General features: G+C 69.9%; 21 protein-coding genes and 3 pseudogenes. 12 read left to right on the forward strand and 12 right to left on the reverse strand.

The window, feature by feature from the left end; translation table 11 throughout:
* Positions 1–51 precede the first annotated feature (51 nt).
* Positions 52–1,428 carry a tetratricopeptide repeat protein gene (locus tag ACFYY7_RS30625; RefSeq protein WP_388666697.1) on the forward strand — a complete coding sequence of 459 codons (1,377 nt, stop codon included), beginning with the start codon at positions 52–54 and terminating at the stop codon, positions 1,426–1,428.
* Between the two features lie 401 nt (positions 1,429–1,829).
* Here ACFYY7_RS30625 and ACFYY7_RS30630 read toward each other — a convergent pair whose 3' ends face one another.
* From ACFYY7_RS30630 to ACFYY7_RS30645, 4 genes are all read right to left on the reverse strand, one after another.
* Positions 1,830–2,456 carry an arylsulfatase gene (locus tag ACFYY7_RS30630; protein WP_388666700.1) on the reverse strand — a complete coding sequence of 209 codons (627 nt, stop codon included), beginning with the start codon at positions 2,454–2,456 and terminating at the stop codon, positions 1,830–1,832.
* 32 nt (positions 2,457–2,488) lie between these two features.
* Complete coding sequence (locus ACFYY7_RS30635; protein ID WP_388666703.1) at positions 2,489–2,851, reverse strand: GNAT family N-acetyltransferase; 363 nt, start codon at positions 2,849–2,851, stop codon at positions 2,489–2,491.
* A gap of 30 nt (positions 2,852–2,881) precedes the next feature.
* A complete protein-coding gene (gene panD, locus ACFYY7_RS30640) occupies positions 2,882–3,307 on the reverse strand; it encodes an aspartate 1-decarboxylase (RefSeq protein ID WP_376632008.1) in 426 nt (141 codons plus the stop codon).
* 148 nt (positions 3,308–3,455) lie between these two features.
* Positions 3,456–3,587 (reverse strand): hypothetical protein, encoded by a 132-nt coding sequence (locus tag ACFYY7_RS30645; RefSeq protein ID WP_388666705.1) that lies wholly within the window; start codon positions 3,585–3,587, stop codon positions 3,456–3,458.
* Positions 3,588–3,658: 71 nt separating this feature from the next.
* Between ACFYY7_RS30645 and ACFYY7_RS30650 the strand changes: the two genes are divergently transcribed.
* The gene (locus ACFYY7_RS30650) at positions 3,659–4,318 is read left to right on the forward strand and encodes a pyridoxal 5'-phosphate synthase (protein ID WP_388666708.1); all 660 of its coding nucleotides are present in this window, start codon (positions 3,659–3,661) and stop codon (positions 4,316–4,318) included.
* A 45-nt stretch (positions 4,319–4,363) separates the two neighbouring features.
* On the opposite strand, the gene ACFYY7_RS30655 is transcribed toward ACFYY7_RS30650, so the two are convergent.
* Positions 4,364–4,834: a molybdopterin-dependent oxidoreductase gene (locus tag ACFYY7_RS30655; protein ID WP_388666711.1), complete on the reverse strand. Its 471-nt coding sequence runs from the start codon at positions 4,832–4,834 to the stop codon at positions 4,364–4,366.
* Between the two features lie 138 nt (positions 4,835–4,972).
* On the opposite strand from ACFYY7_RS30655, the pseudogene ACFYY7_RS30660 reads away from it, so the two are divergent.
* The 6 genes and pseudogenes from ACFYY7_RS30660 (at position 4,973) to ACFYY7_RS30685 (ending at position 13,142) form a co-directional block, all read left to right on the forward strand.
* Positions 4,973–5,360: pseudogene (locus ACFYY7_RS30660) on the forward strand (molybdopterin-binding protein).
* 35 nt (positions 5,361–5,395) lie between these two features.
* On the forward strand, positions 5,396–6,202 hold the full coding sequence (gene modA, locus ACFYY7_RS30665; protein WP_388667180.1) for a molybdate ABC transporter substrate-binding protein: 807 nt from the start codon (positions 5,396–5,398) through the stop codon (positions 6,200–6,202).
* Positions 6,199–7,059: a molybdate ABC transporter permease subunit gene (modB, locus tag ACFYY7_RS30670; protein WP_376424891.1), complete on the forward strand. Its 861-nt coding sequence runs from the start codon at positions 6,199–6,201 to the stop codon at positions 7,057–7,059. The genes modA and modB overlap by 4 nt, the downstream gene beginning before the upstream one ends.
* The gene (locus ACFYY7_RS30675) at positions 7,056–8,132 is read left to right on the forward strand and encodes an ABC transporter ATP-binding protein (protein WP_388666714.1); all 1,077 of its coding nucleotides are present in this window, start codon (positions 7,056–7,058) and stop codon (positions 8,130–8,132) included. Before modB ends, ACFYY7_RS30675 begins: the two co-directional genes overlap by 4 nt.
* A gap of 397 nt (positions 8,133–8,529) precedes the next feature.
* Complete coding sequence (locus ACFYY7_RS30680) at positions 8,530–11,007, forward strand: ATP-binding protein (RefSeq protein WP_388666717.1); 2,478 nt, start codon at positions 8,530–8,532, stop codon at positions 11,005–11,007.
* Between the two features lie 242 nt (positions 11,008–11,249).
* A complete protein-coding gene (locus ACFYY7_RS30685) occupies positions 11,250–13,142 on the forward strand; it encodes an NAD-binding protein (protein WP_388666720.1) in 1,893 nt (630 codons plus the stop codon).
* A 24-nt stretch (positions 13,143–13,166) separates the two neighbouring features.
* On the opposite strand, the gene kdpB is transcribed toward ACFYY7_RS30685, so the two are convergent.
* Positions 13,167–15,317 (reverse strand): potassium-transporting ATPase subunit KdpB, encoded by a 2,151-nt coding sequence (gene kdpB, locus ACFYY7_RS30690; RefSeq protein WP_388666723.1) that lies wholly within the window; start codon positions 15,315–15,317, stop codon positions 13,167–13,169.
* 608 nt (positions 15,318–15,925) lie between these two features.
* On the opposite strand from kdpB, the pseudogene kdpF reads away from it, so the two are divergent.
* The 3 genes and pseudogenes from kdpF to ACFYY7_RS30705 all read left to right on the forward strand — a co-directional run bounded on the left by kdpF (position 15,926) and on the right by ACFYY7_RS30705 (position 19,261).
* Positions 15,926–16,013: pseudogene (gene kdpF / locus ACFYY7_RS30695) on the forward strand (K(+)-transporting ATPase subunit F).
* A gap of 168 nt (positions 16,014–16,181) precedes the next feature.
* A pseudogene (locus ACFYY7_RS30700) lies at positions 16,182–16,645 on the forward strand (response regulator transcription factor).
* A gap of 72 nt (positions 16,646–16,717) precedes the next feature.
* Positions 16,718–19,261: an ATP-binding protein gene (locus ACFYY7_RS30705; protein ID WP_388666726.1), complete on the forward strand. Its 2,544-nt coding sequence runs from the start codon at positions 16,718–16,720 to the stop codon at positions 19,259–19,261.
* Here ACFYY7_RS30705 and ACFYY7_RS30710 read toward each other — a convergent pair.
* The 4 genes from ACFYY7_RS30710 to ACFYY7_RS30725 form a co-directional block, all read right to left on the reverse strand.
* Positions 19,256–19,837, reverse strand: a complete 582-nt coding sequence (locus tag ACFYY7_RS30710; protein WP_388666729.1) for a universal stress protein — start codon at positions 19,835–19,837, stop codon at positions 19,256–19,258. The two genes, ACFYY7_RS30705 and ACFYY7_RS30710, sit on opposite strands and share 6 nt — an antisense overlap.
* A gap of 196 nt (positions 19,838–20,033) precedes the next feature.
* Entirely contained in the window at positions 20,034–20,180 is a 147-nt protein-coding gene (locus tag ACFYY7_RS30715) for a hypothetical protein (protein ID WP_388666731.1), read from the reverse strand.
* A gap of 95 nt (positions 20,181–20,275) precedes the next feature.
* Entirely contained in the window at positions 20,276–20,449 is a 174-nt protein-coding gene (locus ACFYY7_RS30720; RefSeq protein WP_388666733.1) for a hypothetical protein, read from the reverse strand.
* 167 nt (positions 20,450–20,616) lie between these two features.
* The gene (locus ACFYY7_RS30725) at positions 20,617–21,426 is read right to left on the reverse strand and encodes a GNAT family N-acetyltransferase (protein WP_388666736.1); all 810 of its coding nucleotides are present in this window, start codon (positions 21,424–21,426) and stop codon (positions 20,617–20,619) included.
* A gap of 501 nt (positions 21,427–21,927) precedes the next feature.
* On the opposite strand from ACFYY7_RS30725, the gene ACFYY7_RS30730 reads away from it, so the two are divergent.
* Positions 21,928–22,674 (forward strand): DUF4118 domain-containing protein, encoded by a 747-nt coding sequence (locus tag ACFYY7_RS30730; RefSeq protein ID WP_388666739.1) that lies wholly within the window; start codon positions 21,928–21,930, stop codon positions 22,672–22,674.
* Between the two features lie 24 nt (positions 22,675–22,698).
* Here the strand turns inward: ACFYY7_RS30730 and ACFYY7_RS30735 are convergent, their stop codons facing one another.
* Positions 22,699–23,124: a DUF3592 domain-containing protein gene (locus tag ACFYY7_RS30735; protein ID WP_388666742.1), complete on the reverse strand. Its 426-nt coding sequence runs from the start codon at positions 23,122–23,124 to the stop codon at positions 22,699–22,701.
* Between the two features lie 67 nt (positions 23,125–23,191).
* Positions 23,192–23,821 (reverse strand): potassium-transporting ATPase subunit KdpC, encoded by a 630-nt coding sequence (kdpC, locus tag ACFYY7_RS30740; RefSeq protein ID WP_388666745.1) that lies wholly within the window; start codon positions 23,819–23,821, stop codon positions 23,192–23,194.

Consider the following 23,821-nt stretch of genomic DNA (forward strand, 5'->3'; position numbering starts at 1 on the left):
ACGATGCATGGACCGCATTTCGGAGCGGGGCGAGGCGGAAGGGGCGGTGCGATGGACGAGGGGCGCGCAGCGAGAAGGGGCGCAGGGCCGGCCGACGACCCCGGCGCCGTCGGCCGCCGGGTCCAACGGCTGCGCACAAAACGCGGCCTGACGCAGCGACAGCTGGCCGAACCCGCCTACACCCCCGCCTACATCTCCACGCTGGAGGCCGGCCGGGTGCGCCCCTCGGAGGCGGCCGTGCGCCACCTCGCGGACCGGCTCGGCGTCACGTACGAGGAACTGGCGACGGGGCGCCCCGCCCATCTCGCGACCGGTCTGCGGCTGAAACTCGTCGAGGCCCAGCGGACCCTGGCCACCGGCGCCGCCGAGGACGCCGCCGGCGCCTACGCCGGTCTGCTCGCCGAGGCCGTACGGCACGGGCTCGACGACGAACGCGCCGCGGCGACGCTCGGGCTGGGCCACTGCGCACTGGAGACGGGCGATCTGCCCGCGGCCCGCGAGCACTTCGAGGCGGCGGAGAGGCTGCTCGCCGACGCCCCGCTCCCCCGGCGCGCCCCGGCCGTCCGGGGCAGAGCGGTCGCGCACCTCCTGGCCGGCGAACTCCGGTACGCCTGCTACCTGTTGGAGAGCGCGATCGACGAACTCAACACCTCCGGCCTCCAGGACCCGGGCGCGCTACTGCTCCTGTACACGGCCGCGATCGCCCCGTACATGGACATGGGCGCGCACGCCCGCGCCGCCCAGGCGGGCGAGCTGGCGCTGGCCCTCGCGCCACAGGTGTCCGATCCGGAGCTGGTCGCCGGACTGCACCGGAGCGTCGCCCGTACGCTCATAGCGGCGGGCCGCACCGCGGAGGCGGACGCCTCGCTGGCCCGCGCGGCCGAGATCTACCAGCAGCTACAGATCCGTACGGAGCTCGCGCACTGCCACTGGATGCGCGGCTACGTACACGCGCAGGACGGCGACCTGTCCGGCGCCGAGGCCGAACTGCGCGCCGCCCGCGACATGCTGGCGTCGAAGCGCGCCGCCCTGTACACCGCTCAGGTCGAGGTGGAGCTGGCCGATGTGCTGCGCCGGGGCGGCAGGACCGCCGAGGCCCGGGAGCTGCTGCACAGGCTCCTCGGCGAACTGCACCCGGAGCGGGGGGCGGTCCACGCAGGCGGCGCGCATCGGCTGCTGGGTCTGATCCACGAGGAACGGGGCGAGCTCGATTCGGCCGAGGAGCACTACGTCACCGCACTGGCCCTGCTGGAACGGGCGGGTGCCGCCGGGGATCTCGCGGACATCTGCCGGCTGCTGGGCGATCTGCTGCGGCGGATGGGCCGGACCGAGGCGGCGATGGACGCCTACCGGACCGGGCTCGGCCATCGGGCCTCACCCGGCAGCACCACACTGGGCCCGGCACCGGTCCGCCCGCCCACCGCCTGAGCCCGGTCCGGTGGCCGGGCCGCCCGACCCGTCGGGCTGGTCCACGCCCAGGTGAATGCCGCCTTGTTCGCCCGCCCCGTCACCAGCCCCGCTGGGGTGCGGGCTCCGGTACCGGCTCGGGGCGTGGTTCGGGCGGCTGCGGGATCGGGTCCGGCGCGGGGCCGGGAGGGACGGGGCCGGGTGGCGGAGGCGGCGGCTCCGGCAGCGGCGACGGCGGCCCGGGCATCGGTCCGGGGGTGGGCGCCGGCGGCACGGGGTCGGGGTACGGGTTCGTCATCGGGGGGCCTCCGAACGGTTCGGGTGGATCTGCTTCCACCGTCTCCCGGAGCAGCGGCGCGCGCCTGGTGAGTCCGGGCCCGCGGGTTCGGGATGACCGGCCGGGGGCCGGGGCCGTACGGAGGTCAGCGCGCTGCGGCCGCCGCGGCGGCGAGACCCGGGCCGGGGCTGGAGAGCACCGGAATGCGGGTGCCCGTACGGGTGACCGCGTCGGCCATGGACGCCTGTGCCAGCACGATCGCGTCGGCGTCGGTGACCGCGTCGGCCGCGGCCGCGACGAGGTCCAGATAGCCGTCGCGGTCACCGGCCTCGAAGCGTGCCCAGGCCCCGTCCACCACGACGGTGCGCACGTCGACGGGCCGGTCCCCCGCCTCTTCGGCGAGCAGCGCGAGGGTCGGCGCCAGAGTGCTGGCGATCGCCGCGAGCACCACCACGCGGTCCTGCGCCGCGGCGGCGGCCGCCATCGGGCGGTCGACGCGCAGCACCGGGACTCCGAGCGTCGCCGACTCCGCCTCGGCGACGGCACCGATCGTCGAACAGGTGCAGAGCACGGCGCGGGCACCGTCCGCGACGGCGCCCGCGAGCAGGGCCCCGATCTCGCCCGCCACCGCTTCGGGGCCCGATTCCCTGGCCCTGGCGAGCAGGTCCTCGTGCACGAGATGGCGCAGCGCGAGTCCGGGATGGCCGGCGTCCCGGAGCGCGTCGAAGACAGGTACGTGGACCGGGGAGGTGTGCAGCAGCGCGAGCGTCATCCGCCGAACGGTACCGCCCCGGCCCACCTCGGTCAGTACAGCTCGGGGTGAGCCTCGAGCTGCGTCTTCGCCCGCTCCACCAGTTCGGCCGGGGCCTCGGGAGCCTGGTCGGGGTGGCGCGCCGCCCACTCCGCGGCGTACGGGCAGAGCGGCACGACGGGCACACCCTCGCGCACCGCCATGGCGTAGAACTCCCGGACCAGGGCGCCCGCGATGCCCCTGCCCTCGTGTCCGGGCTCGACGACCGTGTGGACGGCGACGAGCGCGGCGGGTTCACCGTCCATCACGAAGTACGCGACGACTCCGGCGGCCCTGCCGTTCTCGTACGCGAGCAGGTTCCCGCTCGCGCGGTCGTCGCGGATGTCGAGTTCGACGCGTTCTGCCGGCTCTGCCATGACGATGCTCTCTTGGGTGTCCGAACCGGGTCAGCGCGCCGCGGGAACGGCGTGCGGGCTCCGTTCGGTGGCGGTGCCGGGTACGGGTGCCGACGCGTCGGAGCCGAGTCCGATGATCCTGTTGCCGGCGTCGACGTGCACGACGCGCGGCTCCAGGTCACGGGCCACGGCGTCGTCGACCTGGGCGTAACTGATCAGGATGACCAGGTCACCGGGGTGGACGAGGTGGGCGGCGGCGCCGTTGATGCCGATGACACCGGAGCCGCGCTCCCCCTCGATGACGTACGTCTCCAGACGGGCGCCGTTGTCGATGTCGACGATGTGCACCAGCTCCCCGGGCAGCAGATCCGCCGCCTCCATCAGCTCGGCGTCGATGGTAACGGAACCCACGTAGTGCAGGTCGGCCTGGGTCACGGTGGCCCTGTGGATCTTTGACTTGAACATCGTGCGCAGCATCGAGGTACTCCTGAACATAGGCTCCCTGCCTGCGTTTTTGCAGGTCAAGGGCGGTTTCCCTACCATACAACCAATCGCTAGTCCGGGCAGCATTCCCCAGGTTCTCCAGGACTCGTGCTGACCACTTGCCGACTTTTCTGACGCACCATCAGGTGACTGCTGGAGAGCTTCGCCCGCTCTCCCTGACCCCACCGCGCTCCTCGATCTCCATGAAGAGCCGTGCGGCCTTCGCCTGGGCGTCCAACAGCCGTGCCGAGCGGGTGGATTCGTCATCAGGCATGGGGCCGGCCGTAGCCATGCGGATCACCTCGGGCAACGGGCTTCCGGTGCGGGTAGGGTCCTGGCACGTGAGTGAGGCGATGCGCAACAGGGCTCAGGTCGATCCCGGTCTTCACGAGCGTCGAGGCTGCCGCGTTCGGTGAGAACGAGTTCCCGGACACCCCTCTTCCCCTGGTGACGGAGTGGATCCTCGCGGCGGCTGCGGCCGGACAGTTGGAGCCGCATGCCATGAGCCTGTGCATGGTCGGCCCGTCGGGCATCCCGTCGAGCCGGATCCTGATCGTCAAGGACATCGACGACGGATACGTGCATTCCGCGACCCCCGCCGACAGCCGCAAGGTCCTGGGGATCGCCGAGAATCCGCATGTGTCGGCCCACTTCCACTGGACCTCCGTGGGACGACAGGTACGGATCGTGGGGACCGCCGCCGACCGCGGCCGGACTGCCTCCGAGGGCGACTTCGCCGAGCGCGGCCGTGGCTCCCGCCTCGCTGCCCACCTGCACCGTCCGGGCCCGCTCGCCGACCGGCAGGAAGTGCCGGCCGCGTTCGAGCGCCTCGGCGCGGCCCATCCGGACGAAGTGCCGTGCCCGCCGAGCTGGACGCTCCACGCCATCACCCCCACCGAGGTGGAGTTCTGGCAGGCGAGCATCGACCGTGTCCACCACCGGGTGTTGTACCGCCGGGACGAGGCCCGACAGTCCGCCTGGCGCCACGGACTGCTCTGGCCCTGACGGCGCGCGGCGGCGGACGGGGCCCGTCGGACGCGGGCGGGGTCGTCACGCCCAGGAGGCGTAGCCGCCGTCCACGCGAATCGCGTCGATGCCGCTGATGTGCCGGGCGCCGCAGCGGTCCTGGGGCAGGACGAGCTGGGCGCCGGCGCGGTCGAGCAGCGTGCCGTCGACGGTGACGGCGAGCAGTACGGGCGCGCGGCCGAAATCGGGGTCGATCTCCGCCCAGGACAGCAGGGTGTGGTGGCCGTCCGCGCCGGACACCGCGATCAGGAAACGCAGGCGGTCCTTGCGCCGCGCGGGGTCGAAGACAGGACCGGCCGCCGACAGGACGTCGTGCAGGAGCGGCCCGGTGAAGCGGTGGTGCTGGGTGCCGCTGGTGGCGCACTCGAAGCTGACGTCGGCCTCGTGCTGCGGCCAGGCGAGCAGATCGGGCACCGTCAGGCGGGCCGGACGGGTCAGATCTCCGGTGAGGGCGAGTTCCGCCATCGTGTCCGCCGATGCAGGGGACTGGCTCATGGGCTACCACCTCCCGGGTGCCCCTACCCGGATGCCCATCCCGTACAAACGCACATGCAATCCAGAAAGATCAGTACTCCGGCTCATGCAAAGACACAGAAGACTTTCACCTCGCATCTGCGGCATTATCATCAGCGCATGCACACCTACCGGATCGGGGACGCGGCCGCCTTGCTCGGCGTCAGTGCCGACACCGTGAGGCGTCTGGTCGATGGCGGGAAGATCACCGCCGAACGCGACGGGACCGGCCGCCGGATCATCCCCGGGCCGGCCCTCGCGGCCTACGCCCGGCAGTTGCACCGTGCGGAGCGGGATTCCACGGGCTCATCGGCCCGCAACCGCTTCTCCGGCATCGTCACCGATGTGATCCTCGGCGACATGTCGGCGCAGGTGGAAATCCAGTGCCGGGCCGTTCCGGGTGGTGGCGACGGTCAGCCGCGAGTCGGCTGAGGAGCTGAAGCCGGAGCCCGGTGTTCCGGCGGATGCCGTGATCAAGTCGACCAACGTGGTCGTCGACAGACCGTAGACATGTCCGTCAGGACCAGAGGGAGTGGACCCGTGATAACCCGTACCGCACGCCGGACCCTGCAGGTGACCGGTGCAGGCACCGCCGCGCTGCTGGCACTGAGCGCCTGCTCCTCGTCCGACGATTCCTCGTCGGTGAAGTCGGACTCCTCCGCCTCGGACAAGCTGTCCGGCACGGTCACCGTGTTCGCCGCGGCCTCGCTGAAGGAGAGCTTCACGACCCTGGGCAAGGAGTTCGAGAAGCAGCACCCGGGGACGAAGGTGACCTTCAGCTTCGGCGGCAGCGACTCCCTGGCCGCGAGCATCACCGGCGGCGCACCTGCCGACGTGTTCGCCGCGGCCAGCCCCAAGACGATGAAGATCGTCACCGACGCGGGCGACGCCTCCGGCACGCCCGCCACCTTCGTCCGCAACCAGCTGGAGATCGCCACCCTGCCGGGCAACCCCGACAAGATCTCCTCTCTCAAGGACCTCACCAAGTCGAGCCTGAAGGTCGTGCTCTGCGACAAGGAGGTGCCGTGCGGCACCGCCGCCCAGAAGGCCCTCGACGCCAGCGGTCTCAAGCTCACCCCGGTCTCGTACGAGCAAGACGTCAAGAGCGCCCTGACCAAGGTCGAGCTGAAGGAGGCCGACGCGGCAGTCGTGTACAAGACCGATGTGAAGGCAGCCGGTGACAAGGTGGAGGGCGTGGAGTTCCCCGAGTCGGCCGACGCCGTCAACGACTACCCGATCACCCTGCTCAAGGACGCCCCCAACGCCGATGCCTCCAAGGCATTCATCGAGCTGGTGCAGTCCGCCCAGGGCCAGAAGGTCCTGACCGGGGCCGGGTTCCTGAAGCCGTGACCTCGACCGCGAAGTCCGACGCCGCGACCGGCACCCTCCGGGGTGGGCCGCGGCGTCGGCGCGTCCGGACGGGTGGCGGCCGCGGTGCACCGCTGCCTCTGCTCGTGCCCGCGCTGATCGGCCTGGCGTTCCTGATCGTGCCACTGATCGCCCTGCTCGTACGGGCCCCGTGGCGCAGCATGCCCGAGCAGCTGACCAGCGCCGAGGTGTGGCAGGCGCTCCGGCTGTCCCTGATCTGTGCCACCGCCGCCACCGCCGTGAGCCTGGTCATCGGGGTACCGCTGGCCTGGCTGCTGGCCCGGGTCGAGTTCCGCGGCCGTGGCCTCGTGCGCGCTCTCGTCACGCTCCCGCTGGTGCTGCCGCCGGTCGTCGGCGGTGTGGCGCTGCTGACCTCGCTCGGCCGCAACGGCATCGTCGGCAAGTGGCTGGACTCCTGGTTCGGCATCACATTGCCGTTCACCACGGCGGGGGTCGTGGTGGCGGAGGCGTTCGTGGCGATGCCGTTCCTCGTCATCAGCGTCGAGGGCACACTCCGGGCCGCCGACCCGCGGTACGAGGAAGCGGCAACCACTCTGGGCGCGTCCCGCTTCACCGCGTTCCGCCGGGTCACACTCCCGCTGATCGCGCCGGGCATCGCGGCCGGAGCGGTCCTGGCGTGGGCCCGCGCGCTCGGCGAGTTCGGCGCGACCATCACCTTCGCCGGTAACTTTCCCGGCCGTACCCAGACCATGCCCCTCGCCGTCTACCTCGCCCTGCAGAGCGACCCGGAGGCGGCGATCGCCCTCAGCCTGGTGCTGCTTGCCGTGTCCGTCGCGGTACTGGCCGGACTGCGCGACCGTTGGATGACCGCCGGATGACCGAGACTCACGACCTCCACACCGGCACTGCCCCGAACGGGCTCGACGCCCGCCTCGTGGTGGACCGCGGTGCCTTCCGACTCGACGTGGCGCTCACCGTCGCGCCCGGCGAGGTGGTCGCCCTGCTCGGCCCGAACGGCGCCGGCAAGACCACCGCGCTGCGCACGCTGGCCGGCCTGACACCGCTCACCGGCGGTCATCTGCGGCTGGACGGTACGACGCTGGAGCGTACGCCGCCGGAGTCCCGCCCGGTCGGCGTCGTCTTCCAGGACTACCTGCTCTTCCCCCACCTGACCGCCCTGGACAACGTGGCATTCGGGCCCCGCTGCCAGGGGGCGACCAAGGCGGAGGCGCGCGCGCAGGCCGCCGAGTGGCTCGACCGCCTGGGACTGGCGGATCACACCGGCGCCAAGCCCCGGCGGCTCTCCGGCGGCCAGGCGCAACGTGTCGCCCTCGCCCGCGCCCTCGCCACCCGCCCACGCCTGCTCCTCCTCGACGAACCCCTGGCCGCACTCGACGCCCGCACCCGCCTGGAGGTCCGCACCCAACTCCGCCGCCACCTGGCAGAGTTCGAAGCAGTGGCCGTACTCGTCACGCACGACCCGCTCGACGCCATGGTCCTCGCCGACCGCCTGGTCGTCGTCGAGCACGGCGAAGTCGTCCAGGAGGGCAGCCCGGCCGACATCGCCCGCCACCCCCGTACGGACTACATCGCGCAGCTCGTCGGCCTCAACCTCTACCGGGGCCACGCGGACGGCCACACGGTCCGCCTCGACACCGGCCCTGCCATCACCACCGCGGAGGTCCTGTCCGGACCGGTCTTCGTGGCGTTCCCCCCGAGCGCCATCACCCTCTACCGCGGCCGCCCCAGCGGCTCCAGCGCCCGCAACCTCTGGCGCTGCGAGGTCGCCGGCCTGGAGACCCACGGCGACCAGATCCGCGCCGCTCTGACCGGCGATCTCCCGCTCGCCGCCGATCTCACCGCGGTCGCCGCTGCCGAGCTCGACCTGCATCCGGGCGCGGAGGTCTGGGCGACGGTGAAGGCGGCGCAGACCCACGCGTACGCCGTCTGAGAACACGCAATCAGGTCGATGACGTGGCCGGCCCATGTCGCCGGTAACCGGAGGCGTCACGGTCCGGCTCGGGTAACAGTCCCTTGTCGTGGTAGATCTCTGATGCTGCTGTCGATGCGCGGTCGGGATGCTGGTGCAGCGCTTGACCGGAGGCCGACGTCTGCGGCGTAGAGGGCCCGGTCTCAGTCCTGCTTCTTCGTGGGAGGAAGCCTGGACATCGAGATGACAGGTAGGCGCCCGTCGCCCGCAGCGGGCCGGATCAGGATCGCGTCAAGGTGGCCGCGCCTGGCCCCTCGTCCGCCGCTCACGGCCGATGCTGATCAGCAGCACCCGTCGCCCGGCCGCGCAGGAAGGCCCCCGTGACCAGGCGTGCGTGCGGCGGGAGGAGGCGCGTGCCGTGACGGAATCAGATGTGGGACGGGGAAGGCTCAAGGTCTTCCTCGGGGCGGCCCCGGGCGTCGGCAAGACCTACCGGATGCTCGACGAGGCACACCGCAGAGCACGGCGGGGCATCGACGTCGTAGCAGCTGCCGTGGAATGCCACCAGCGGCCACTCACGGAGGAGCGGCTCAAGGGCCTGGAGGTCCTTCCCCCTGTCGCACGCTTCCACCGGGGCGCAGAACCCGGCGAGATGGACCTCGACGCGCTGCTGCGCCGACGCCCTCAAGTGGCGCTCGTCGACGAACTCGCTCACACCAATGTGCTCGGCGGACGGCACAGCAGGCGCTGGCAGGACATCGAGGAGGTCCTCGCCGCCGGCATCGATGTCGTCACCACCGTCAACATCCAGCACCTGGAGTCCCTCAAAGACGTCGTCGAGAGGATCACCGATGTGCCGCAGCGGGAGACCGTCCCCGACGAGGTGGTGCGCCGTGCCGATCAGATCGAACTCGTCGACCTGCCGGCCGAGGCGCTGCGTCGCCGGATGGCGCACGGGAACATCTACGCACCGGAGAAGGTCGACGCCGCGCTGTCCAACTACTTCCGTCCCGGAAACCTCACCGCGCTACGAGAGTTGGCCCTGCTGTGGGTGGCGGGACGAGTCGACGAAGCGCTGCAGAAGTACCGCTCCGAACATGGCATAGGACGTGTCTGGGAAACGCGCGAGCGAGTCGTGGTGGCCCTCACCGGTGGCGCCGAGGGCGAGACACTCATCCGTCGCGCGACCCGGATCGCCGACCGCAGCGCGGGCGGCGACTTGCTGGCCGTGCACATCGTGCGCAGCGACGGACTGACGGGCGGCGCTTCATCGGCTTCACTCGCCCGCCAGCGGGCGCTCGTCGAGAGCCTCGGTGGCAGCTACCACTCCGTCGTGGGCGACGACGTGGCCACCGCGCTCACCGAGTTCGCACACGCTGAGAACGCCACGCAACTGGTACTGGGCACCAGCAGGCGGAGGCGGCTGGAGCGGCTCATCTCAGGCCGGGGCATCGGCGAAACGATCGTCGAACTGTCACAGGACATCGACGTTCACATGGTTACCCACGAGCGTGCCGGCGGAGGCCGGCTCCTGCCGTCGCGGCGGCGCACCCTGCCAGTCGTACGGCTCATCGCGGGGCCGGTGTCCGGTCTGTTCCTTCCGATAGCTCTCACGTTCCTGCTGGACAACACCCGGGACAGCCTCAACCTGACGAGTGAGGCACTGCTGTTCCTCGTGGTGGTGGTCGGGGTTGCCTGTGTCGGCGGGGTCGTGTCCGCGCTCGTCGCCTCGGTGACGGCATCGCTGCTGCTCAACTACTGGTTCATACCGCCGATCAGAGAGTTCACCATCGCCGAGCCCAACAACATCCTGGCGCTGTTGGTGTTCGCGATCGTCGCAGCCACTGTGGCCGCGATCGTCGACCGGTCGCTGCGGTTGTCGCGCCGCGCCGCCAGGGCCACTGCCGAGGCGGAGACGCTGTCCTCGTTGGCCGGGTCGATCGTCCGCGGGGACCAGGCGATCCCGGCGCTGCTCGAACGTACGAGAGAGACCTTCTCGATGGCTTCGGCCGAGCTGCTCACGCAGCCTGCGACGGACGACGACGCCATCCACGTACCGGTCGGTCCTGACGCCCATCTGGTGTTGCGGGGCCGCACTCTGCCTGCATCCGAGCTGCGTGTCCTGACGGCCTTCACCGCTCATGTCGCCGCCGCCCTCGAACGCGCACGCCTCGCCGAGGCCGCTGCCGAAGTTGAGCCCGTGAGGGCTGCCGACCGGATGCGTACGGCACTGCTCGCCGCCGTCAGCCACGACCTGCGCACCCCGCTGGCCGCCGGCTGGGCCGCCATCAGCTCCCTGCGCAGCACCGAGGTCGAGTTCAGCGAGGAGGACCGGGGTGAGCTGCTGGCGACGGCCGAGGAGTCCATGGCCCGTCTGAACCGGCTGGTGGACAACCTTCTCGACATGAGCCGGCTCCAGGCGGGGGCCCTCACCTTGAATCTGAGGGCCACCACCCTCGACGAAGTACTTCCGGCTGCCCTGGACTCGTTGCCCTGCGACCCGAGCACCGTGGAGGTCCGGATCTCCGAGGGCGTGCCCGCCGTCCTTGCGGATCCGCCCCTGCTGGAACGCATCATCGCCAATCTCGTCGGAAACGCCGTCCGCTACACCCCACCGGACCGGCCTGTCGTGATCACCGCGAGCGCGCTCGCCGACCGGGTCGAGTTCCGCATCATCGACCGCGGCCCCGGTCTGCCTGCCACGGACCGTGAGCGAGCCTTCGTACCGTTCCAGAGGCTGGGTGACACCGACAACACGACCGGGGTCGGACTCGGCCTCGCACTCGCCCGTGGCCTGGCCGAGGCGATGGGCGGCAGCCTCGCGCCGGAGGACACCCCTGGCGGAGGCCTGACCATGGCGTTGTCGCTTCCCGCCGTCGCACGGGACTTCTCGTGAAACGCGTGCTCGGTGTCGCGCCTCGCCGCAGGGCGCCAGGTCGACGCGATGTTCCTCGACCTGGTGTCCTGCCCGTCGGCGCACGCCGGGCGCCGGTCCAGTCCTTCAGCCTCCCTCCCCATACGGAACTTTGATGCCGAACTTCCGTACGAACGGGATTCAGTCGCTTCCAGAGCGGCAGGCTGGCGAGCGTGACCTCAACTTCCCCATCTGCGACGCAAGTTGTACCCCGCTCACAGCACATGGTGATCTGTGGTGACGACGGACTGGCCCGCCGTCTCGCGGTCGAGCTCGACGCCGTCTGCGGTGAGACCGTCACCGTCGTCCTGCCGTCCCGCCACGACGAGCACGGCAGTGAGATCGACACACTCCACCGGGACCCGCGCTCCCCCGTCGAACTGCTGATCGCGGCACGTCCCGACGAACAGACGCTGCGAGCCGCCGGGGTCGAACGGGCTGCCGCCCTCGCTCTCGCCTACGGTGACGACCAGACCAACATGATGGCGGCCCTGCTTGCCCGCAGCCTCAATCCGTCCATCCGGCTGGTCATCCGGATGTACAACCGCGAGCGCGGCCGTCACCTCGAACAGCTCCTGGACCGCGCCGTCCTCGCCCGTCGCGACCGCTCCGACGTGAGTGCCGGCCGGCCCCGGGACGCCCTGCCCTTCGACACGTCGACGACCGTGCTCTCGGACGCCGACACCGCAGTTCCCGAGCTGGTCGCCGCAGCCGCGCTCGGCCCCGGACACACCCTCCAGGTCGCGGGCAAGGTCTTCCGAGGCGTGGTGCGCCCGGCCGGAACGCCACCCCATGCGTCAGACCTCGCCACCCTGGCCGTGTTCTCCGGCACGGACAGGGACGATCCACTCAGCGAGGACAGTGCGGAGACGCCCGGCGAGGACGGCACTCGGCTGCTGCCGGACACTGTCACCTCCTACCACAGCCAGTTCACGCACGGCAGGCTGATGCTGGAGGAAGTCACCCACGACCATGTCCTGGAGACTCCCGCAGACTCGCGTACGGTCGGCGGGTGGCTGCGCGACCGGTTCACGCATCTGCCGTGGAAGGTGTTCGTCTCCCGCGAAATGATGTCCGTCTTCGGTGTGCTGGCAGCGGTGGTGACGCTTCTGTCACTCGCCACTTACTGCACGGTCGACGACATACCGCTGTGGAAGGCGGTCTACCTGCCCCTGCTGGACATCTTCACCATGGGTGATCCGGCCACCGACGAATCCCGGGCTCGCAAGGTCCTTCAGCTGATCGCGGGCTTCACCGGCCTCGCGATACTGCCCCTTGTCGTTGCCGCCACACTCAACGCCACCGGCGCCTTCCGCACCGCCTCGATCAGTCACCCGCCCACCGACGACTTCAGCGACCACATCGTGCTCGTCGGCCTCGGCAAGGTCGGCACCCGCGTCCTTGTCCGACTGCGCTCCACCCAGCACCGGATCGTCGTCGTCGAACGCGACCCGGGCGCCCGCGGCGTCGCCGTGGCCCGGGAACTCGGCGTGCCACTGATCCTGGAGGACGCCACTGATCCCCGCGTCCTTGACCTGGCCCGGATCAGGCAGAGCGCCTCCATGCTCGTCCTGACCAGCGACGACAGCGCCAATCTCGACATCGTGATGGCCGCACGGGAGGTCAACCCCGGTGTACGAGCGGTGATGCGGCTGTACGACGACGACTTCGCGGCCACGGTCTCGCTCACGCTGCGCGCTTCCTACCCGGATGCGCTCACCCGCAGCCGCAGCGTCTCAGCGCTTGCCTCACCCGCCTTCGCAGCCGCGATGATGGGCCGCCACGTCCTGGGCGTGATGCCGGTCGAACGCGGAGTGCTGCTCTTCACCGCGGTCGATGTGGCCGGACACCCGGCGCTGGAGGGCTTCTCCATCCACCAGGCCTTCGCCCGGAACGAGTGGCGGGTCCTGGCCGTGGGAGCCGCCGGTTCGGCAGCGGTCCGCTTCTCGTCCTCGGACACCCTCGGCGGCCTGCATCTGCCGAACCGCCCCGATTTCGACTGGCGCCCCTCGCACGGCCGCGTTCTGCGTGCCGGCGACCGGGTGGTGCTGGCGACGACCCGGCGGGGACTGGACATCCTCATACGAGGGGCGATGCCGGCTCCGGGCCACACCTGACATTTCCGGGGGCGAGGCGGGCGGTCAGCCGATACCCGGCACCATGGAGATCGCCAGGTCGATCAGTTTGATGCCGGCGAAGGGAAGAACCAGCCCGCCCAGACCGTAGAGCGCAAGGTTGCGGCGCAGCAGGTCGTGGGCCGAGGCCGGGGTGTATCGCACGCCGCGCAGCGCGAGCGGTATGAGCGCCACGATGATCAGTGCGTTGAAGATGATCGCCGAGGTGACGGCGGAGGTCGGGCTGTGCAGGCCCATGATGTTCAGCGCGTCGAGACCGGGATAGGCGCTCGCGAACATCGCGGGGATGATCGCGAAGTACTTCGCGACGTCGTTCGTGATGGAGAAGGTGGTCAACGCACCCCGGGTGATCAGGAGTTGCTTTCCGATCTCGACGATCTCGATCAGCTTGGTCGGGTCGGAGTCCAGGTCCACCATGTTCCCGGCCTCCTTCGCGGCCGAGGTCCCGGTGTTCATCGCGACGCCGACATCCGCCTGCGCGAGAGCAGGGGCGTCGTTGGTGCCGTCCCCGGTCATCGCGACGAGCTTCCCGCCCTCCTGCTCCCGCTTGATGAGCGCGAGCTTGTCCTCGGGTGTGGCCTCGGCGAGGAAGTCGTCGACACCGGCCTCCCTGGCGATGGCCCGGGCGGTAAGCGGGTTGTCACCCGTGATCATGACTGTACGGATGCCCATGCGGCGCAGCTGCGCGAAGCGCTCTGCGATGCCTTCCTTGACGACATCCTTGAGATGGATGACACCGAGGATCCGCGGACCGTTCCAGTCGTGCACCGCGACCACGAGCGGAGTCCCTCCGCCGGCGGCGATGGACTCGGTGTACCGCAGCGCCTCTCCAGGGACATGGCCCCCGTAGGAGCGCACCCAGTCGATCACCTGCGCCGCTGCGCCTTTACGGATGTGGGACGCGGCGCCGTTGTCCCAGCGCAGGTCGATACCGCTCATCCTGGTCCGGGCGCTGAAGCCGATGAACCTGGCCCGGTTCAGCTCCGTGCCGGTGGGTTCGCGCAATGCGTAGCGCTGCTTCGCGAGGACCACCACGGAGCGGCCCTCGGGTGTCTCGTCGGCCAGCGAGGCGAGCCGGGAGGCGTCGGCGAGATGGATCTCCTCGACGCCGGGCATCGGTACGAAGCTGACGGCTTCCCGGTTGCCCAGGGTGATCGTGCCGGTCTTGTCGAGGAGCAGCGTGTTGACGTCACCTGCCGCCTCGACGGCCCGGCCCGACATCGCGAGCACATTGCGCTGGACGAGCCGGTCCATCCCCGCGATCCCGATCGCGGAGAGCAGGGCTCCGATGGTGGTCGGGATGAGGGTGACCAGCAGCGCGACCAGGACCGTCGTGGACTGGGCGGCGTTCGCGTACGAAGCCATCGGCTGAACCGCGACCACGACCAGCACGAAGACCAGAGTCAGTGCGGCCAGCAGGATGTTGAGCGCGATCTCGTTCGGCGTCTTCTGTCGGGCGGCCCCTTCCACCAGGGCGATCATCCGGTCCAGGAACGAGTGGCCGGGGCGTGAGGTGACCCGGACGACGATGCGGTCGGAGAGCACCGCCGTCCCCCCGGTGACGCCGCTGCGATCCCCACCGGACTCCCGGATGACCGGCGCGGACTCACCGGTCACGGCCGACTCGTCGACTGCCGCGACGCCGTCGACGACATCGCCGTCCGCCGGGATCACGTCCCCGGCCGCGACCACAACGAAGTCGAAGAGCCGAAGTTCGGTCGCGGGTACCGTCTCGGTCTCCGCGTACCGCAGGTCCATGCCGAAGTGCCATCCCCGCAACCGCAGCGCGACTGTGTCGGTACGCGCCCTGCGCAAGGACTCGGCCTGCGCCCTGCCTCGCCCCTCGGCGACGGCCTCGGCGAGATTGGCGAAGATCACAGTCAGCCAGAGCCAGCAGCTGACCACCCAGGTGAAGACAGAAGGGTGGACGAGCGCGGAGAGCGTGGTCAGCACCGAGCCGATGGCTACGACGAAGAGCACGGGGCTTCTCACCAGGGTCCGCGGATGCAGCTTGCGCAGGGCTTCGGGGAACGACTTCAGGAGCTGCACCGGGTCGAACGGGCCGCCCGGCCGAATAGCCCTGCCGGATGCGCGCGCCTTCGGAGAGGGGAGAACCACTGACGAGGGCGGGCTCTGGTGAGGTGCGGCGGGATGCATCGAGGAAGACCTTCTGAGAAGACCGGACCGGTCGACGGGGGAACCATGGGTCCCTGCCGGTGCGGGATTCCGGCACCGGCAGGGACGTACGCGAACGCAGTGCGGGGAGACGCCGCCGCGTTCCACCGCCGGCGACGCCGAGAGCGAGGAGGGAAGGATCCCGGCACTCGGCGATGTCGTCGGCGTTCGCCACCTTGAGCGGCATACGGAATCTAGGCGACCGTCAGGAGCCCTCCCTGCTGCGGAGATGAGTATTGACACCCTTCTGACAACCCGGGCGGACGAGTGTGAGGACAACGTCAGGCCCTCCCCGATGGCCTGACGGGGGGAATGGCCGGGATGTGCCTGTGGCGGAGGTCGGACGCTCCGGGCGGACTGCGTTTTCACAGGTGGGCGTAGTGGCGTATGGGTCTCGTCAAAGACGCGCCAATGGCCGTAAAGGACCTGTCAACAGAAGGTACGGACGCGCGGCATGGGTCTTTGCTCATGGGGTCCGAGTGTCGATATATCTCAAACCAGGAGCACACGATGGCCGATGTGGCCTTCGTCGTCATCACGATCGCGGTGTTCGCGCTGGTGGCTCTCGTCGCAAAGGAGGTGGCGAGGCTGTGACTGCCGAGAACATCGTCGGTCTGGTAGTCCGTCGCCCTGCTGGGCTGTCTCGTCCTCGCCCTTCTGTACCCGGAGAGGTTCTGAGCGCGATATGAGCCCCGTCCTCGCTGGTGTGCTTTGCTCCGGGTCCTCGACATCGCACCCCGTGATCTCGTCGAACGCCCAGGCTGTGAGCACAAGCCCTGGCTCCCTGGGACCCGCCCTCCTTCCCAGGCGCCGCAGCTCGCACACGACAGGAAAGGCGGCACGCCGATGACTCGGGTGCTGGTGGTGGAGGACGAACCGCAGCTCGTTCGGGCCATCGCGATCAATCTGCAGGCCCGCAAGTACGAGGTGGACGCCGCGCCCAACGGTGACACGGCTCTACGGCTGGCTGCCGCGCATCCTCCTGATGCCGTCCTCCTGGACCTCGGGCTTCCGGACATGGACGGCGCCGAGGTGATGCGGGGCTTGCGGCGGTGGTCCCGGGCACCGATTCTGGTGGTCTCCGCACGGAGCGCGTCCGATGAGAAGGTCAGAGCACTCGATGCGGGTGCCGACGACTACATCACCAAACCATTCAGCATGGTCGAACTCCTCGCCCGTTTGCAGGTCGCGACCCGGCGTACGGGCTCCGCGTCCTCATGACCCGGTCGAAGCGGAAGCCCGACCCCGGCCCTGCGCACCCCCGTCACTTCATCACCGCTCCAGGCAAGGGATACCGCTTCGAGAAGTGAGCACTGCGCGAATGCCCTCGAAGCTTCCCCCTCCTGTCCAGTCGACTTCAGAGAACGGAACCTGTCGGAACCATGGGACGCGGGAAGCTTCGGATCTACCTGGGTGCGGCACCCGGCGTCGGCAAGACGTACGCGATGCTCTCCGAGGCCCATCGACGGGTGGAGCGCGGCACCGACTGCGTCGTCGCCCTTGTGGAACACCACGACCGCCCCCGCACAGAAGTGATGCTGCACGGCCTGGAGCAGGTCCGGCGCCGTACGATGCAGTACCGCTCAGCCGTCTTCACCGAGATGGACGTAGATGCCGTTCTGGAGCGCAACCCAGCAGTCGCTCTGGTGGACGAGCTCGCCCACACCAACGTGCCGGGCTGCCGAAACGCCAAGCGCTGGCAGGACGTGGAGGAGCTGCTCGAAGCCGGGATCGACGTCATCTCGACCGTCAACATCCAGCACCTGGAGTCGCTCGGCGACGTCGTCGAGGCGATAACCGGCGTGCGGCAGCGCGAGACCGTGCCCGACGAGGTCGTCCGCAGGGCGGATCAGATCGAGCTGGTCGACATGTCACCCCAGGCCCTGCGCCGCCGCATGGCCCACGGCAACATCTACAAGTCCGACAAGCTCGACGCCGCCCTGTCGAACTACTTCCGCCCCGGCAACCTGACCGCCCTGCGCGAGCTGGCCCTGCTCTGGGTCGCCGACCGGGTCGACGAATACCTCCACCAGTACCGCGGCGAGCACAACATCCGCACCACCTGGCAGGCCCGCGAACGCATCGTCGTCGGACTCACCGGCGGGCCCGAAGGTGCCACGCTGATCCGCCGGGCCGCACGGCTGGCCGAGAAAGGGGCCGGTGGCGAAGTACTCGCGGTGTACATCACCAGAAGCGACGGCCTGGCCTCCGCCTCGCCCAAGGAGCTCGCCGTCCAGCGCACTCTGGTCGAGAACGTCGGCGGCACGTTCCACCACGTCATCGGCGACGATGTGCCGCAGTCCCTGCTCGAATTCGCGCGGGGCGTGAATGCCACCCAGATCATTCTCGGCTCCAGCCGCCGCAAGGCTTGGCAGTACGTCTTCGGACCGGGCGTCGGGGCGACGGTGGCCAGGGACTCCGGTCCGGATCTGGACGTCCACATCGTCACCCACGAGGAAGTCGCCCGCGGGCGGGGGCTGCCGGTGGCCCGGCAGGCACGTCTGAGTACGGCCCGGAGCGTCTGGGGGTGGGTGGTCGGCCTGGCAGGCCCGGCCCTGCTGGTCGCACTGCTCACCAACGTCGATGCAGGTCTCGGCCTCGCCAACGACATGCTGCTGTTCCTGTCGCTGACGGTGGCCGCCGCACTGGTGGGCGGGCTGTTTCCGGCGCTGGGTTCCGCAGCACTCGGATCGCTTCTGCTGAACTACTACTTCACACCGCCGTTGCACCGGCTGACCATCGCCGATCCGAAGAATGTCATCGCCATCGCGATCTTTGTGAGTGTGGCGGTCTCGGTGGCTTCCGTAGTGGATCTGGCGGCCCGCCGCACGCACCAGGCGGCGCGGCTTCGCGCCGAGTCGGAGATCCTCTCCTTCCTCGCAGGCAGTGTGCTGCGTGGCGAGACCACACTGGACGCTCTGCTGGAGCGGGTACGAGTGACCTTCGCCATGGAGTCCGTCGCATTGCTGGAGCGGCAGAGCGAGGTCGAGCCGTGGACCTGTGCGGGGAGTGTCGGACCGACGCCCGTCGCTCGTCCCGAGGACGCGGACGTGGACATGCCGATCGGCAGCCACATGGCACTGGCCCTCTCGGGGCGTGTGCTGCCGGCCGAGGACCGTCGGGTGCTCGGTGCGTTCGCCGCCCAGGCCACGGTCGTACTCGACCGGCAGCGGCTGCGGGGCGAGGCGGAACAGGCTCACAAGCATGCGGAGGGTGACCGGATCCGCACGGCGCTGCTGGCCGCGGTCAGCCATGACCTGCGGACTCCCCTGGCTACTGTCAAGGTGTCGGTCACGTCCCTGCGGTCCGCCGACGTGGAATGGTCCGAGGAGAACCGGGCCGAACTGCTGGCCGGAATCGAGGAGGGCGCCGACCGCCTCGACCATCTGATCGGGAACCTTCTGGACATGTCCCGGCTGGAGACCGGGACAGTACAGCCGCTGATCCGCGCGACGGACCTCGACGAGGTGGTTCCCATGGCGCTCGGTGGTGTGCCGGACGGAAGCGTCCGGCTGGACATCCCGGAGGATCTGCCGCTGGTGGCCGTCGACCCGGGGCTGCTGGAGCGCGCCGTCGCCAATGTCGTCGAGAACGCGGTGAAATACAGCCCGGTCGGTGAACCCGTGCGGGTGTCGGTCAGCGCTATGGCCGACCGCGTCGAAGTCCGTGTGATCGACCGCGGGCCGGGCGTACCGGACGAGGCCAAGGAACGGATCTTCGCCCCCTTCCAACGCTATGGAGACACCCCACGCGGCGCCGGTGTCGGCCTGGGCCTCGCGGTGGCCCGTGGCTTCGTGGAGGCGATGGGAGGAGTACTCGCAGCCGAGGACACCCCCGGCGGGGGCTTCACCATGGTGCTCACCCTGCGCGCCGCGAGCGGCCATCCCCCGGTCCGCCCCGACCTTCCGGCCACGGTGACGTCATGACACGTTCCCCCTGCCGGTCAACGGGGGCACAGGACCGGTCAGCTCCCGGGCGTCCAGCGGCAGCCGCCAGGCGATCCTGCGTCGAACGGCACTGAGTTCCTTCTCCAGGGGTGAAGGCGGAACAGCAAGCACCGGACAGGACGCGCGTGCGAGGCAGTAGCGTGCCACGGACGGGCACAACGCACGGTGCGGCCATCGGCGCGATCCTGTGCCGACAACCAGGAGGTCGCCGGCACGGCCTGCGGTCTCCACCAGCGCCCGTCCCGGTGAACCACGAACGACCATACGCTGCAACGGGACATCAGGACCGGCGCCGCCGAAAGCGGCGTCGAGCGCCATGAGCAGCTGCTCTCCCGCCGATCTGCCGCACTCGGCCAACTGCGGAGGGCAGTACAAGCTGCGGTGACCGAGTTCGCCACCGGGCGGCTCCCAGGCCAGCACGGCCCACAGCTCGGCCTCGATACGCCTGGCCTCGGCCGCGGCCAGGTGCAGCGGGGCCAGGCTTCCCTGTGGGCCGCTCACACCGACCACAACACGTCGGCATACGGTCTCATCCATGGGCCACCACTTCCGCATCGCGTTCCTTTCCTCTCATCGAAGCGCCAACAGGTCTTTCGTTCACGGCCTGTTCACGCTTCTCTGACGGAGGCGCCGGAGACCATGACGGCCCCCTGACGGGTGTGTGACGCACTCAGCCCGCGGCCCGCCATGTCGATGCGACAGACACACCGCTCGGCCGCCTGCCGGTCCGACAGGCGGCCGAGCGGCAACCTCAGCGCACGGAGGGGTGGCCATCCGGCCGGGCGAGAGCGCCCGGACGCCCGTCGCACGGGTACCGGTCGGCGAAGTCCCCGTCGCGCCACAGCCCGTCCAGCCGGACTCTCGCCCACATCGCCGTCGTACCGCCCGGATTGCTCACCCGCACAACCTGCACAGTCAGAGGCGGAACCTGCTCACCGGAGCAAGGGCGAGCGACAACGGAGGCAAGCTCATGCGCGGTGGGACGATGCGTGTCTAGGGCCGGTAGATGAGGTCGATCATCATGGCGATGATCAACGCCCATACGCCGATGCCGAGGAGCCACAGGGCTTCGAGCAGTGCGCCCACGGCGATGACGGTCAGACCGGCCGTACCGAGTGCGAGTACGTTCCGGCGCATCCCGGGGTCAGGGAACCAATCGGTGGTCACAGTCCAACAATCCCGCAGCTTGCCCGCCGTCGCGAGCGGCCCGCGGGATTTCTGTCGGCTTCTTGACGTCCGGTGGCGTGCGCGTGGGCAGGGTCGGGTTCTGTGCGTACCGTCGCGTGCGTCCACGCCCCTGTACCCGCTTGTCCGCCCCCGGACGTGGCCGCTGATCAGATCCTGTCCTCGGCGCGCGGCGAGTGTCCGGGGTTCGGGAGGCGCGACGCCGTAGGCGTCCCGGTTGTGCAGTGGGCGTACTCGCGTTGCAGCCGGAATCCGGCGGTCCAGGCCAGGAGGCGGGTGCGTCGGTCGCCGGGTGAGCAGGACAGGCTCGCGGTGCGGCCGCGGGCGGCGATGTCCCCGCACAGACCGGTCACGCAGGCGTGGGCGAGGTACTCGCGTCGGCGGTCGGGGACGGTGGCGCATGCGATGTCCTCGTACACGCTGCCGCGGAAGTACGTGCAGGCCACGGCGAGGATCCTGCCCTTGTGGAAGGCGGCCCAGCCGTACCCGGAAGCAGCGAGCCCCGCCGGGCCGTCCCAACTTGCGTGGATCCATGCCGCTGCCGGCCCCACCGCGGCGAGTGCCCGCGCGTCCTCGCGTACGAGCGGGCGCACCGTCACGCCATGCCAGGACCGCGGCGCCGGTGGGGATGCGGGCGCGCAGTGGACGTACACCATCCGATTCCCCGGCACGATCCGGTCGAAGGAGGAGCCCAGGACCCGCAGGAAACGGGACGGCGCCTCCACGAGACTGCCGGCGAAAGGGGCGAGAGAACCCGGGGCAAGAGCGTACGGATCGCCACGCAGGAGTACGTGCTTCGCACAGCTCACGGCAACGACCTGTGGCTGGAGCGCGCTGTCCGCCCACCAACTGCCGATTCCGGTACCGAGAACGTGCTCGGCCAGAGTGGCGGGTCCCGCTGTCCTGGCAGGAAACCACCCGGCGAGCCCGGAGAGGCTGTTCGGCTGGACCTGGATCATGAGAGGCACCACCTGATTCGGGTGCGGGGCGGCCCTGATCGGACCTCCCGCGGCGGATTCGGCGTCGAGCGACCTTATGCCCCGGACAGCACGTGCTTTCGGCGCATCCCGTACGCCGGTCCGACTCGCATATCGGGTCCTCGGCACGCCGCCCCGGGGCACGCAACGACGCTATCCCGCCTCTACCGGCCCGTATGTCCCCGTTAGCGACCCCTTGATCCCGTACGTCCGGCCCTTGACGCACGATTGACGACGGCCATTCCTGCACCCCCTTCGGACGCGAGTCCCTCATACAGAGATCCATGCCCGAACAGCAGGTCGTCGAGTTCGTTCCTGCCACTGATCAGCGGCGAACGTTGTACCACCGCGAAGGGCTCAGGGCTGGCCCAGTCCGATTGGGGTGTCCACCAGCACCCGCGTCATCAAGGCCGCATCAAAGCCGGACGGAAACCGGACACGGGAGCGTCCGTCCCGGTTACACCTGAGGTGGAGGTGGGGCTCATGCTCAATTACCTCACCAGGGGTCAAGTGGCGGTCGGAGCCGCCCTCGCGCTGCCGCCGGCCGTGTGCGCGGTGCTGGTGCCCTTCCGGGCCGACATGTCCGACACCAACACGGTCCTGGTACTCGTCGTCGCCGTGGTTGCCGTGGCCGCCCTGGGAAGTCGTCTGGCCGGTGCGCTCACAGCCGTGTCCGCAGCAGTGTGGTTCGACTTCTTCCTCACCCGCCCCTACGGACAATTCACCATCGCCGACCCCGCCGATGTCATCACAGCCGTGCTGTTCCTCGTCGTCGGCATCATCATCTCCCAGCTGGCGGCCCGGGCCCGGGAACTTAAGGTGATCGCCCTCACCGACGACGACTATCTGGCGCAGATCCACCACGCTGCCCGGCTGGCCGAGACGAGCGCCGACCCGCACACCGTGATCGACCATGTGGGCCGGCAGCTCGTGGGGCTGCTCGGGCTGAGTGGCTGCCGCTTCGAATACGGCACCCTCATAGGACGCCCACCTCGTCTGGAGGAGGACGGCACCATTGCCTGGGGCGACCGGTGCTGGGATGCGGACCGCGACGGTCTGCCCCCGGAGGAGCTGGAACTGCGGGTCTTCCACAATGGACACTTCTACGGCCGGTTCATGCTTCAGCCCAGGCCCGGAGCGGCGCCCCCACTCGCTGCGCGCCTGGTCGCCGTGACCCTGGCCAACCAGGTCGGGGCAGAGCTCGACGCGACCGGCCACGCCCACGCCTGACGGCGAGAGGGCGCTGCGGGCCTGTCACCGACTCGCGACTGCGACGAGAAGAAGCGCGATCGAAAACAGCACGACGAGGGCACCCCCGGCGATGAACGCGCGTTCTAGACCCAAGCGGTCCCAGCCGTGGACCACGACGTTTCGCGGGTCGGCCGGATCGTAGGAGACAAGCACATGGTCACCATGGCTGAGCGGGTGTCGCCGGGTGGCGGGAACAGGAGAGACGACTTCCATCACCCTGTCGTCCTCCGTCACGAACTGGAGGAGCGGCTGCGGCGGGGACGACTCCTCATGAGCCGCTCCCGGTCGTCGCTTGACCAGGGCCTGGACCCGCACGCCGGTCTCTCTCACCCGCCGCGCCTGGTACAGGCCGTAGGCCCCCGCAAGGACGGCAAGCATCCCGCCGAACGTGGTGATCCCCGCAAGTACGACCACGGCCCCCACGTCCACGTCACACCTCCTCGCAGCTGCATGCCCTCGCCTCGGCCGCCCTCACATCAGCACCCCCACATTCTGGTCACGTCAGCCTGGCCAGATCGTGGTTGAGTTCGACGACATTGACGCGTTCCTGACCCAGAAATCCGAGAACACGTCCCTGAACGTGTCGGGCGACCAGTGTCCTCACCTTGGTGGGAGCGAGGTGGCGGGCCTTCGCAACACGGTCCACCTGCTGATAGGCATACGCCGGGGAGATCGCCGGGTCGAGTCCCGAGCCGCTCGCGGTGACGGCGTCCGCGGGGACGGACGCGGGCGGGACCCCGTCGAAGGCGGCGACGGCAGCGCGGCGGTCCTTGACGGTCCTGATCAGGTCGGTGTTGTTCGGGCCCAGATTGGAGGCGCCGGAGACCGTGGGGTCGTAGCCGCCGGCGGACGGGCGGGGCTGGAACCACTTGGGGTCGGGGCGCGGTGTCTCTGTCTCGTCCTGGGGATTCCGCTTCGGCAGGGAGAAGTTCTGGCCGATCAGGCTGGAGGCCACCGGCGTGCCGTTCGTCTTCAGCAGGGAGCCGTTGGCCTGGTGGGAGAGTCCGGCCTGGGAGATGCCGGTGACGAGCAGCGGATAGGCGATGCCGGTGATCACGGTGAAAACCAGCAGCATCCGCAAGGCGGTCAGATGGTGCCGGAGTACAGGGGGAAGGTGGGTGCGCAC

It is taken from the genome of Streptomyces sp. NPDC001933, from assembly GCF_042890955.1.
Lineage (GTDB): Bacteria > Actinomycetota > Actinomycetes > Streptomycetales > Streptomycetaceae > Streptomyces.

What these genes read in the sequence shown, in the direction of transcription:
- panD (WP_376632008.1), bottom strand. Translation starts at nt 3,307, where the DNA reads ATGCTGCGCACGATGTTCAAGTCAAAGATCCACAGGGCCACCGTGACC.
- ACFYY7_RS30710 (WP_388666729.1), bottom strand. Translation starts at nt 19,837, where the DNA reads ATGCGGAAGTGGTGGCCCATGGATGAGACCGTATGCCGACGTGTTGTG.
- kdpB (WP_388666723.1), bottom strand. Translation starts at nt 15,317, where the DNA reads ATGCATCCCGCCGCACCTCACCAGAGCCCGCCCTCGTCAGTGGTTCTC.
- ACFYY7_RS30655 (WP_388666711.1), bottom strand. Translation starts at nt 4,834, where the DNA reads ATGAGCCAGTCCCCTGCATCGGCGGACACGATGGCGGAACTCGCCCTC.
- ACFYY7_RS30685 (WP_388666720.1), top strand. Translation starts at nt 11,250, where the DNA reads ATGGTGATCTGTGGTGACGACGGACTGGCCCGCCGTCTCGCGGTCGAG.
- ACFYY7_RS30625 (WP_388666697.1), top strand. Translation starts at nt 52, where the DNA reads ATGGACGAGGGGCGCGCAGCGAGAAGGGGCGCAGGGCCGGCCGACGAC.
- ACFYY7_RS30675 (WP_388666714.1), top strand. Translation starts at nt 7,056, where the DNA reads ATGACCGAGACTCACGACCTCCACACCGGCACTGCCCCGAACGGGCTC.
- ACFYY7_RS30645 (WP_388666705.1), bottom strand. Translation starts at nt 3,587, where the DNA reads ATGCCTGATGACGAATCCACCCGCTCGGCACGGCTGTTGGACGCCCAG.
- ACFYY7_RS30635 (WP_388666703.1), bottom strand. Translation starts at nt 2,851, where the DNA reads ATGGCAGAGCCGGCAGAACGCGTCGAACTCGACATCCGCGACGACCGC.
- ACFYY7_RS30630 (WP_388666700.1), bottom strand. Translation starts at nt 2,456, where the DNA reads ATGACGCTCGCGCTGCTGCACACCTCCCCGGTCCACGTACCTGTCTTC.
- ACFYY7_RS30730 (WP_388666739.1), top strand. Translation starts at nt 21,928, where the DNA reads ATGCTCAATTACCTCACCAGGGGTCAAGTGGCGGTCGGAGCCGCCCTC.
- ACFYY7_RS30725 (WP_388666736.1), bottom strand. Translation starts at nt 21,426, where the DNA reads ATGATCCAGGTCCAGCCGAACAGCCTCTCCGGGCTCGCCGGGTGGTTT.
- ACFYY7_RS30705 (WP_388666726.1), top strand. Translation starts at nt 16,718, where the DNA reads ATGGGACGCGGGAAGCTTCGGATCTACCTGGGTGCGGCACCCGGCGTC.